Origin of the sequence: Acinetobacter sp. WCHAc060033, assembly GCF_004209125.1 — a bacterium.
Taxonomy (GTDB): Bacteria; Pseudomonadota; Gammaproteobacteria; order Pseudomonadales; family Moraxellaceae; genus Acinetobacter; species Acinetobacter wuhouensis.
In genome coordinates this window covers 1-10,312 of record NZ_SGSW01000074.1, presented here as the reverse complement: position 1 = coordinate 10,312, position 10,312 = coordinate 1, and the positions used below count along the sequence as shown (strand labels likewise).

Sequence of the window (10,312 nt, the reverse complement as noted above, 5' to 3'; positions counted from 1 at the left end):
CTTGAATTCTGTTCAAATGAGCAGAGTGTTATCTTTTAAATCTTTGTGCAACAAAGCCGAACCAAAATAAAAAAATGGGAGCTAAAAGTCCCATTCTTTGTGACTTTAGCATCAGCTCTACGATGTTAATTTAAAAAAACTAAAAACAGGGATAGAAAATTTTCGCTAAAGATCTTTTTAATTTTCGATTTATAAAAATTATTGCTTTTTTTATACTATGGGGTACTATAGTATTAATGCTAGCAAATAAGGAGGTCTGATGCCTAATCAGGTTGAAGACAAAAAAAAGATTCTTCTACGCGTCAGAAAGATCAAAGGTCAGACGCAAGCGATTGAAAAAGCGTTAGAAGACAATGTGGAATGTGGTGCAATTCTGCAACAAATATGCTCTGTGCGTGGTGCTATTAATGGTTTGATGAATGAAATGTTGGAGGTTCATTTAAAGGACACTTTAGTATCAGGTGAAACCACAGAACAACAACGAAAAGAAGAATTGGCTGAAATCGCCAAGATTCTAAAATCATATTTAAAATAGATCTGTATAAGGAATTATTGCATGAAGTCACGTGCTGCTGTTGCGTTTGGTCCTGGTCAACCTCTTCAAATTGTTGAAGTTGATGTTGCACCACCAAAGAAAGGTGAAGTATTAATTAAGATCTCCCATACCGGTGTGTGTCATACAGATGCATTTACTTTGTCTGGCGATGATCCTGAAGGTGTTTTTCCGGCTATTCTCGGGCATGAAGGTGCTGGTGTCGTAGTTGAGGTTGGTGAAGGCGTGACTAGCGTCAAACCAGGTGATCATGTTATTCCACTTTACACTGCTGAATGTGGCGAGTGCGTATTCTGTAAATCTGGAAAATCGAACTTGTGTATTTCCGTTCGCGAAACTCAAGGTAGAGGCGTAATGCCAGATGGTACCACTCGTTTTTCCTACAATGGTCAACCGATTTACCACTACATGGGCTGCTCAACGTTCAGTGAATACACGGTAGTGGCAGAAGTATCATTGGCTAAAATTAATCCTGAAGCCAATCACGAACATGTCTGCTTACTGGGTTGTGGTGTCACAACGGGTATCGGTGCAGTACACAACACGGCTAAAGTACAAGAAGGTGATAGTGTTGCGGTCTTTGGTTTAGGTGGTATTGGTCTGGCAGTCGTACAAGCCGCACGTCAAGCTAAAGCAGGACGTATTATTGTGGTTGACATGAATCCAGATAAATTTGCGCTGGCAAAAGAGTTTGGTGCAACGGACTTCTTAAACCCTAAAGACTACGATAAACCAATCCAGCAAGTCATTGTCGAAATGACTGGCTGGGGTGTAGATCATTCATTTGAATGTATTGGTAACGTGAATGTGATGCGTGCAGCTCTTGAAAGTGCACACCGTGGCTGGGGACAATCCGTAATTATTGGTGTAGCTGGCGCAGGTCAGGAAATCTCTACCCGTCCATTCCAACTGGTTACTGGTCGTAAATGGCTAGGTTCTGCCTTTGGTGGCGTAAAAGGTCGTACGCAACTTCCAGGAATGGTTGAAGATGCCATGAAAGGTAAAATTCAATTAGAACCATTTGTGACACATACGATGGGCTTGGATCAGATCAATGAAGCCTTTGATCTAATGCATGAAGGTAAGTCAATTCGTACTGTAATTCATTACGAATAATTCCGTCAGACCTTATAGTTTTCCATGCATGTGCATCATGAATGACATGCATGGAATCCTCTAAAACGGCACATTATCTGTAAAACCGATCTATCTGTTTAGGCATCGTGTATAGGTTCAACAAACCTGCCTACATTTTAAATCTTAATCACTATTCTCTGTGGAGAATGTCAGACTCTTTGTTTACTCGATTTCTCATGAAGTCTTGCTCAACATAGGTAATTGATTATGGAAATAATTGAGAAACATGCTTCTTTTGGTGGATCGCAAGAAGTGTATCGCCATCAGTCAATAGCATTAAACTGTTCAATGAAATTCTCAATATATCTGCCACCTCATGACAAAGATGAGCGGTTGCCAGTTTTATATTGGTTATCAGGACTGACTTGCAACGAACAGAACTTTATTACTAAAGCCGGAGCACAAAAGTATGCGGCTGAACATAAAGTCATTATTGTTGCACCAGATACCAGCCCACGTGGAGAGGATGTACCAGATCATGCAGATTATGATTTAGGCCAAGGCGCAGGATTCTATGTGAATGCAACACAAGCACCCTGGTCACAGCATTTCAAAATGTATGATTATATTGTGGAAGAGCTCAGAAATCTGATAGACCTGAATTTTCCGACCAATCAAGTCCAAAGCATTATGGGACATAGCATGGGGGGGCATGGTGCATTAGTCATTGGGTTAAAAAATCCTGAGCTGTTTAAAAGTATTTCTGCTTTTGCACCGATTGTTGCACCTAGCCAAGTACCTTGGGGGAAAAAGGCTTTCACACACTACCTTGGTGAAACCGAAACTTTATGGAAAAGCTATGATGCGATTGAATTAATCAAAAACGCTGAAGTTCATTTACCTATTTTAGTCGATCAGGGAACAGCTGATGATTTTCTTGAAGAACAGTTAAGACCTAAGCTTCTTAGTAATATTTGTTTGGAACAAGAATATCCTCTTACACTTAACCTAAGAGAAGGGTATGACCATAGCTATTACTTCATTGCGAGCTTTATAGAGAAACATATAGAGTTTCACAGCAAATTCCTAGCTAAATAACTTTCATAGATATGAGGATGTACAATGTTGTTCTTGAATGCTTCTTGAGCAATATTTTTTGATTCAAATGTTAATGATATTAACTTGAATAAATTCATAGCATTATGCCGAAATAAACATCCAAATTTTGGCTCAGCTATGGTAATTTTTTTTAACTTTTATACAACAAAACTTTCTGACATGCATCCATTAGCAATGTCAGACTCGTTTTAATTCTAATCAATTGTGGAGTTTTAGTCATGCTTAAAACAGCTTTATATGTCCGCCTTGAAGCTAAACCAGGTAAAGAAGACGAAGTGGAAGCTTTCCTTAAAGCCGGTTTACCTATTGTAATGGAAGAACCTGCGACAGTTGCGTGGTTTGGCCTACGTCTTGGACCTACAACATTTGGTATTTTTGATGCATTTCCTGATGAGGCGGGTCGCCAAGCACATTTATCTGGCAAGGTTGCAGCTGCGTTGATGGCTCAGGCCGAAGAGCTATTTTCAGAGCCACCGTCTATTGAAAAAGTAGATGTTTTGGCGAGTAAACTACCAGGTTAAACCGACGCTTAAATGTAAGAGGTTGCTGCCTGAAATTTTGAATGAAAGGCAGCACTTCAACCCGGTGATGTTTGTCAGAGGCTTTATATTTAAGTTGGGCTACTTTATTTAATGGCTTAATTTCATCATTTACATGGGGCAATATCCAAAACACGGTAAATAAACGAATATAACTATTTACATGCTTTATATTGAACCAATCTATCTGATTTAGCGTTGCATTTGTACATCTGCTAAACCATGCCAATCTGCTTTTAAAATATTTAATCATTGCTATTTTGTATGAGCCATTCACTGTTTCAGCCAATGCGTTCACGACCATGTCAATAGTCATACGTGTTGATATCTTCCATCCAACAATCGCTCGTGAAAATACATCAATAATAAAACTGGTAAAGAACAAGCCTGAATGTGTTTAACCATCACTCAAGTCGGCAAGCTGAAATAATTTTAAAAAAATAGACGACTGGTCTATTTTTATGTATAGTTAGCACATGGTGTAGGCAAAAGCCGCAGTGTTGTCCGATTTTTTAAAAGTTTATTTGATGAATAACGGTGGTTTTTCAAATCAATTAACTGATCATCCTAGGATAAAAATATGCTGAATTTTAACTTTTATAATCCGACCCGCATTATTTTTGGTGGCGATACAATAGCTAAAATCAATGACTATGTGCCTACAGAAGCAAAAGTATTAATGCTGTTTGGTGGTGAAAGTGCACGTAAGAATGGTACTTTAGCTGAAGTGCGTGAAGCATTAGGTGCAAGAGAAATTCATGAATTTGGCGGAATTGAGCCGAATCCGAGTTATGAAACCCTCATGAAAGCTGTAGAGCTGATTCGTGAACAAAAGATTGATTTCTTAATGGCTGTCGGTGGTGGATCGGTAATTGACGGTACTAAATTTATTGCAGCAGCAGTCAATTATACAGGGGATACATGGGAGATTTTAGAAACCCATGGTAATAAAATTACCCAAGCTTTGCCTTTTGCGAGTGTACTCACCCTTCCGGCAACTGGTTCAGAAATGAATAGTGGTGGGGTAGTCACCAGAAAATCGACCCAAGCCAAACTTGCATTTAGCAGTCCCTATGTTTTTCCGCAATTTTCGGTGCTAGACCCGAATAAAACCTATAGCTTGCCGACGCGCCAGTTGGCAAATGGCGTGGTCGATGCATTTATTCATGTCATGGAACAGTACTTAACTTACCCTGTCAATGCACAAGTACAAGATCGTTTTGCCGAAGGTCTATTGCAAACCCTGATTGAGATTGGACCGAAAGTCTTGGAAGATTCGGCAGATTATGACACGCGTGCCAATTTAATGTGGACCGCCAGCATGGCACTGAATGGCCTGATTGGAGCAGGTGTACCACAAGATTGGTCGACCCATTTGATTGGACATGAGCTCACGGCTTTACATGGTATTGATCATGCTCGTACCTTAGCAATTGTGTTGCCGGCCAATCTACAAGTACGTCGTCAAGAGAAGCGAGAAAAATTACTACAATATGCGACTCGTGTCTGGCAGATTGTCGAAGGTGATGAAGAACAACGTATTGATACTGCTATTGCTCGTACTCGAGCCTTCTTTGAGCAACTTGGATTGCCGACTCGTCTTAGCGATTATGGACTGGGGGAGACAGATATTGAGATCATCATTACGCAACTTAAATCACATAATCTTACACAGCTAGGCGAACATAAAAATGTTTCATTAGAGATCAGTCGCCAAATTCTCGAGATGAGCATCTAAGCTAAATGCGCGTATCTGGCATGCTCTGACCCTGTAACAATGCTCCTCAATCATGAAAATTATCGGAGAAATAACATGAAAATTTTAATCGTTTTAACCTCACATAATCAACTTGGCAATACTGGTAAGAAAACAGGTTTCTGGCTAGAAGAACTTGCTGCACCCTATTACACCTTTATTGACTCTGGTGCTGAAGTTACGCTGGCGTCGCCTCAAGGTGGGCAGCCACCACTAGATCCGAAAAGTAATTTAGCCGATGCTCAAACTGAAACCACTCATCGTTTTGAAGCAGATCCAACTGCAATGCAAGCATTAACACAGACGCATAAACTTAGCGAAATTTCTGTAGCTGATTATGATGCAGTGTTTTATCCAGGCGGGCATGGCCCATTGTGGGATTTAGCAGAAGATCCGATTTCAATTTCTCTGATTGAACAGGCGATTCAGTCTGGCAAACCTGTTGCAGCAGTGTGTCATGCCCCGGGTGTTCTTCGTCATGTGAAAGCAAGTAATGGAGCGCCTTTAGTCAGAGGTAAATTAGTGACTGGTTTCACCAATACTGAGGAGGCCGCTGTAGGTTTGACTGAAATTGTACCATTTTTAGTCGAAGACATGCTTAAACAAAACGGTGGTCATTATTCTAAAGTGGATGATTGGCAAGTATATGTTCAAGTAGATGGCTTGCTGGTTACTGGACAAAATCCAGCATCTTCTGCTGCAACTGCCTCAGCATTACTTCAATTGTTGAAATAAAGAGTAGCTAGTGTCTGTTGTGGTGCTTAGCAGTAAATGAAACTTCTGACTCTGAGCAACTGGCGCAATAAGCAAAATAACCCTCATTTAATGGTGAAGGGCCTGAGTTAATAGCTTTCCTTCCTTTATTTTTTCTATATACAGGAAGGAAGGGTATTTAATGTAGATCAATTAAGTCATGATGACTTGGATACAGTGAAATGAAAGCCAGCAAACTTTTTCAAAACTTAAACTTAGGCCCTTATGTTTTGCAAAACCGTATTGTATTGCCACCATTAACGCGGTCGCGCAGTACTCAGCCAGGGAATATTCCAAATGAATTAATGGCAACCTATTATCAACAGCGTGCTGGGGCAGGATTTATGGTCACCGAAGGTACGCAAATCGAGCCACGTGGTCAAGGCTATGCTTGGACTCCCGGTATTTACAGCCCTGAACAGATTGCTGGATGGCGTAAAGTGACGGAAGCAGTGCATGCTAAAGGAGGCATTATTTTTGCACAACTTTGGCATGTTGGGCGTGTTTCACATACATCTTTGCAACCCAATCATGCATCACCAGTCGCACCTTCGGCTATCGGGGCTGATAGTAATGTTAAAGTCTTTATTGAGACCGGGCCCAATGCGGGGGCCTTGGCTGATCCTTCTATGCCACGTGCTTTAAGCAATGCAGAAGTTAAAGAATTAGTGCAACTCTATGCTCAAGCAGCGCGTAATGCCTTGGCTGCTGGTTTTGATGGAGTTGAAATTCATTGTGCAAATGGTTATTTGGTGAATCAATTTATCTCTGCACATAGTAACCACCGTGAAGATGAATATGGTGGATCACTAAACAATCGTTTGCGTTTTTTACGTGAAGTAGTAGAGGCAGTTGCTGAGGTAGTTGGTGCAGATCGTTTAGGAGTGCGTTTTGCCCCCTTATTTGAAAGTACAGAGGAAGATCGTGTCTACATGGGTTTAGTTGAAGATGATCCACATGTGACTTATATTGAGGCCATAAAGATACTTGAAGAAGTTGGGATTGCCTATTTATCGATTGCAGAAGCTGATTGGGATAATGCACCAGAACTTCCTCATGATTTTCGTAGAGATGTCAGAGACACTTTCAGTGGTCGGATTATATATGCAGGTCGATATACGGCAGAAAGAGGGACTCGAATTTTAGAGGCAGGACTGGCCGATTTAATTGCATTTGGACGCCCATTTATTGCGAATCCAGATTTACCCGATCGCATCGCCAATGTCTGGCCATTGAATGCAGTAGATGCAAGCAGTATGTATGGTGGGACGGAAAAAGGCTATATTGATTATCCAGCTTACGCAGATTAATATCGACTAAGTAAGTTATTTTGCCAACCTTTGTGGTTGGCAAAATAAGGACTTAGGATTGCTGTTGCCAGCATAAATTCTTCTTAAAACAAATTCTTAAAATTTTTTAGCTGTGTAATGAGCCAACCTGCCAGTGGGAAAGAAATCAGTTGCGTTACTGGCACTAATACTATGACTTCAATCAACACCATCATCGGGAAACTTTGATGCTGTGTAATTGGCTTTAATAAAGTGAGAACCAGTAATAGTGTGGGATATAAGCCTAAATAACCAACTAAAATACGAGTCATGAGGGCTTTAGAAGGAGAATTCATTGTGCGCTATACTCATGGATTGTAAATTGATCTAATAGCAACACAATAATAGGTAATCATTGGACTGCTATCATGAATTATTAATTATGTAGTTGATATTTAATTTTTATGAATCTTCACTTTTTAATAGAAATTTAGTTGCTCTCAGAGCTTGATGTAATGGTGTTTTATCTTTTTGCAACTTACTCAGTAATGCTGCACCTAACCACATTTGGTAAAGTACTTGTGCCAAAGTAGAGGCCTCGGTATCTGCTTGGATAGACTGATCCTGTTTTCCCAAATCAATTAAACCAGCAATACGTTGGATTACATCATCAACGCCAGCGGACATAATCGAGCGCATATCTTCAGATAGATCGGCAACTTCTGCGGCAAGTTTCACAATTAAACAGCTATCCGCCCAACCACACTGTGTTTCAGGATCTGCTATCCATAAATTAAAATACTCAATCAGCTTTTGATAAGGGGATTTATCACAACGCCATACATCATTTAAACGGACTTGGTAATTGTCTACATAATGCTGTACCAATTCACATCCGAAAGCTTCCTTAGATTGGAAATAATGATAAAACGAGCCTTTAGGGATTTCACAGCTCTGTAAAATTTCCTGTAATCCTACGCCAGTAAAACCTTTATGCAAAATCAGGTCTGAACTGGTGTTAAGAATGTGTATGCGCTTCGCTTCAGACTTTTTAATAGGAGTAGGCTTCATATTAATTATTTACTCTATTGCAAAAAATAGACCAGTCGTATTGTTTTTTATTATAACTCATCTACAATGGATGTAAAGAAATTTTAATCACAGTTTTTGATTGTGAAGAAAAATACTTTTAAATAAAACATGGAGTTATATGTGTGAAAACAGTTATTAATCAACGCATCGTTTTAGCTAAACGGCCAGTGGGTGAGCCAAAACACAGCGATTTTCGTATTGAACAAGTTGAACTCAATGAACTTAAACAAGGCGAGATATTGTTAAAAACCATTTACTTGTCACTCGATCCTTATATGCGTGGTCGCATGAGTGATGCTCCTTCATATGCAGCACCGGTTGAAATTGGCGAAGTGATGGTCGGTGGAACAGTCAGTCAAGTGGTGGCCTCTAAAAACCCAAAATTCAAAGAAGGCGAGTGGGTTCTTTCCGGAAATGGCTGGCAGGGCTACGCAATTTCTAATGGGACTGCATGTCAAAGCTTAGGTATGCAACCTGAACATCCATCTTGGGCATTGGGTATTTTGGGAATGCCAGGATTTACTGCTTATATGGGGTTGTTGGACATTGGTCAGCCTAAAGCTGGTGAAACTTTGGTCGTTGCAGCTGCAACAGGACCTGTTGGTGCTACGGTTGGACAGATTGGTAAAATTAAAGGTTGTCGCGTGGTTGGCATCGCAGGTGGGCCTGAAAAATGTCGCTATGCAGTAGAAGAACTCGGCTTCGATGCTTGTATCAATCATCATGATGAAAATTTTGCAGAACAATTACAACAAGCAGCTCCCAACGGTATTGATATTTATTATGAGAATGTCGGGGGTAAAGTGTTTGATGCGGTATGGCCATTGCTTAACTCTGCGGCACGTGTACCGGTGTGTGGTGTGGTTTCCCAGTATAACGCTACCGAGCAAGCACAAGGGCCAGACCGTTTACCGGGCTTTATTTCCACCCTTTTAAAAAAGCGTATTCGCATGCAAGGCTTTATTATTTTTGATGATTATGGCAGTCAGTATCCGGAATTCTATCAGCAAATGTCTGAATGGTTGAAAGACGGAAAAATCAAATATAAAGAGCATATGGTGCAAGGTTTAGATAACACGATCAATGCTTTCAATGGTATGTTGAAAGGCGAAAACTTTGGCAAAGTGGTTGTAAAAATTTAAAAAAATAGGAATTATCATGATCACACTACATCATTTAGATCAATCACGTTCTTTTCGCATTTTGTGGTTACTTGAAGAAATCAAGCAGCCCTATGAGCTGAAACGCTATTATCGTGACTCAAGCACGCATTTGGCCCCTGACTCTTTAAAAACCATTCACCCTTTAGGGAAATCTCCAGTATTGGAATGGGATGGCAAAGTTATTGCAGAGTCAGGCGCAATCGTTGAGTTATTAATTCAGAAACTTGCGCCGCATTTAGCACCAGATATGGATGAATCTACCTATGTCGATTATCTACAGTGGATTCATTTCTCAGAAAGCTCTGCCATGCTGCCATTTTTGTTGAAAACGTTTAATGCGATAGAAACTAAGCAGGGTACGAAGTTGGTATTTCTAGAAAATTATACTCAAGTTGAGTTCGATAAAGTATTTGGCTATTTAAATGAATATTTAAAAGATAAAGAATTTCTAGTGGCAGACCGTTTAACCGGTGCTGACTTTATGATGGGCTTTGGACTACATGCTTTAGTTTATCATATGGGACAAGGTGAAAATTATCCCCATATCCAACGTTATGTAGCAGGTTTAAGCCAACTACCTAGCTGGCAAGCCGCAGTACAAATTGAACAAAATGGTGTGAAAAGTCAAAAATAGCAAGATTGTTTTTTAAAGGCAATGGAGAATAAGAATCATAATTGACAAGTACATCTGGTTATAAAATAAGCTGACACTTATTTAAAGTAAACGCCTGATGAATTTCATCGGGCGTTCTTTATTTTAAAGATGAGGAATTACCATTATTTAAGACAAGTTTCGCCTATTCTTTCACTGCAAATGGCTTTGTTGTACAAACCTATCTGTAAAGGCTTTTTCAGCGATATAATTTTCAAATGAAGAAGCCTACACACAAAATCTATCGCACAACCAATTGGCCCGCATATAACCGAGCACTCATGAGTCGCGGAAATATTGCCATTTGGTTTGATCCTGCTACGCAATGGTATGCTCCATT

Annotated in this window: 11 protein-coding genes and 2 pseudogenes; 10 read left to right on the top strand and 3 right to left on the bottom strand. The window is 40.0% G+C overall.

The genetic code is table 11. The annotated features are described in order from the left end of the window. The first annotated feature begins 259 nt into the window (after window positions 1-259). From EXE10_RS19345 to EXE10_RS19330, 4 genes are all read left to right on the top strand, one after another. Window positions 260-535, top strand: coding sequence for a metal/formaldehyde-sensitive transcriptional repressor (locus tag EXE10_RS19345; protein ID WP_001133624.1), 276 nt, complete (start codon window positions 260-262; stop codon window positions 533-535). 21 nt (window positions 536-556) lie between these two features. Next, the gene (locus tag EXE10_RS19340; RefSeq protein ID WP_000842149.1) at window positions 557-1,669 is read left to right on the top strand and encodes an S-(hydroxymethyl)glutathione dehydrogenase/class III alcohol dehydrogenase; all 1,113 of its coding nucleotides are present in this window, start codon (window positions 557-559) and stop codon (window positions 1,667-1,669) included. A gap of 228 nt (window positions 1,670-1,897) precedes the next feature. Then, window positions 1,898-2,728: an S-formylglutathione hydrolase gene (fghA, locus tag EXE10_RS19335; RefSeq protein ID WP_104442438.1), complete on the top strand. Its 831-nt coding sequence runs from the start codon at window positions 1,898-1,900 to the stop codon at window positions 2,726-2,728. A 239-nt stretch (window positions 2,729-2,967) separates the two neighbouring features. Next, window positions 2,968-3,270: a putative quinol monooxygenase gene (locus tag EXE10_RS19330; protein WP_045795883.1), complete on the top strand. Its 303-nt coding sequence runs from the start codon at window positions 2,968-2,970 to the stop codon at window positions 3,268-3,270. A gap of 97 nt (window positions 3,271-3,367) precedes the next feature. Here EXE10_RS19330 and EXE10_RS19325 read toward each other — a convergent pair. Next, window positions 3,368-3,685: pseudogene (locus tag EXE10_RS19325) on the bottom strand (IS3 family transposase); the annotation flags it as partial. Between the two features lie 183 nt (window positions 3,686-3,868). On the opposite strand from EXE10_RS19325, the gene EXE10_RS19320 reads away from it, so the two are divergent. From EXE10_RS19320 to EXE10_RS19310, 3 genes are all read left to right on the top strand, one after another. After that, complete coding sequence (locus EXE10_RS19320) at window positions 3,869-5,026, top strand: iron-containing alcohol dehydrogenase (RefSeq protein WP_104442439.1); 1,158 nt, start codon at window positions 3,869-3,871, stop codon at window positions 5,024-5,026. A 75-nt stretch (window positions 5,027-5,101) separates the two neighbouring features. Next, window positions 5,102-5,779: a type 1 glutamine amidotransferase domain-containing protein gene (locus EXE10_RS19315; RefSeq protein WP_104442440.1), complete on the top strand. Its 678-nt coding sequence runs from the start codon at window positions 5,102-5,104 to the stop codon at window positions 5,777-5,779. Between the two features lie 200 nt (window positions 5,780-5,979). Continuing rightward, window positions 5,980-7,107 (top strand): alkene reductase, encoded by a 1,128-nt coding sequence (locus tag EXE10_RS19310; RefSeq protein ID WP_104442441.1) that lies wholly within the window; start codon window positions 5,980-5,982, stop codon window positions 7,105-7,107. Window positions 7,108-7,190: 83 nt separating this feature from the next. On the opposite strand, the gene EXE10_RS19305 is transcribed toward EXE10_RS19310, so the two are convergent. After that, entirely contained in the window at window positions 7,191-7,421 is a 231-nt protein-coding gene (locus EXE10_RS19305; protein ID WP_001087973.1) for a hypothetical protein, read from the bottom strand. Between the two features lie 106 nt (window positions 7,422-7,527). Then, complete coding sequence (locus tag EXE10_RS19300) at window positions 7,528-8,136, bottom strand: TetR/AcrR family transcriptional regulator (RefSeq protein ID WP_104442442.1); 609 nt, start codon at window positions 8,134-8,136, stop codon at window positions 7,528-7,530. A 143-nt stretch (window positions 8,137-8,279) separates the two neighbouring features. On the opposite strand from EXE10_RS19300, the gene EXE10_RS19295 reads away from it, so the two are divergent. From EXE10_RS19295 to EXE10_RS19285, 3 genes and pseudogenes are all read left to right on the top strand, one after another. After that, complete coding sequence (locus tag EXE10_RS19295) at window positions 8,280-9,299, top strand: NADP-dependent oxidoreductase (RefSeq protein WP_104442443.1); 1,020 nt, start codon at window positions 8,280-8,282, stop codon at window positions 9,297-9,299. Window positions 9,300-9,315: 16 nt separating this feature from the next. Beyond that, complete coding sequence (locus EXE10_RS19290; protein ID WP_104442444.1) at window positions 9,316-9,954, top strand: glutathione S-transferase family protein; 639 nt, start codon at window positions 9,316-9,318, stop codon at window positions 9,952-9,954. A gap of 236 nt (window positions 9,955-10,190) precedes the next feature. Continuing rightward, window positions 10,191-10,312: pseudogene (locus EXE10_RS19285) on the top strand (IS5/IS1182 family transposase); the annotation flags it as partial.

Coding starts and splice junctions, on each gene's coding strand:
- EXE10_RS19345 (WP_001133624.1), top strand. CDS start 260: ATGCCTAATCAGGTTGAAGACAAAAAAAAGATTCTTCTACGCGTCAGA.
- EXE10_RS19340 (WP_000842149.1), top strand. CDS start 557: ATGAAGTCACGTGCTGCTGTTGCGTTTGGTCCTGGTCAACCTCTTCAA.
- fghA (WP_104442438.1), top strand. CDS start 1,898: ATGGAAATAATTGAGAAACATGCTTCTTTTGGTGGATCGCAAGAAGTG.
- EXE10_RS19330 (WP_045795883.1), top strand. CDS start 2,968: ATGCTTAAAACAGCTTTATATGTCCGCCTTGAAGCTAAACCAGGTAAA.
- EXE10_RS19320 (WP_104442439.1), top strand. CDS start 3,869: ATGCTGAATTTTAACTTTTATAATCCGACCCGCATTATTTTTGGTGGC.
- EXE10_RS19315 (WP_104442440.1), top strand. CDS start 5,102: ATGAAAATTTTAATCGTTTTAACCTCACATAATCAACTTGGCAATACT.
- EXE10_RS19310 (WP_104442441.1), top strand. CDS start 5,980: ATGAAAGCCAGCAAACTTTTTCAAAACTTAAACTTAGGCCCTTATGTT.
- EXE10_RS19305 (WP_001087973.1), bottom strand. CDS start 7,421: ATGAATTCTCCTTCTAAAGCCCTCATGACTCGTATTTTAGTTGGTTAT.
- EXE10_RS19300 (WP_104442442.1), bottom strand. CDS start 8,136: ATGAAGCCTACTCCTATTAAAAAGTCTGAAGCGAAGCGCATACACATT.
- EXE10_RS19290 (WP_104442444.1), top strand. CDS start 9,316: ATGATCACACTACATCATTTAGATCAATCACGTTCTTTTCGCATTTTG.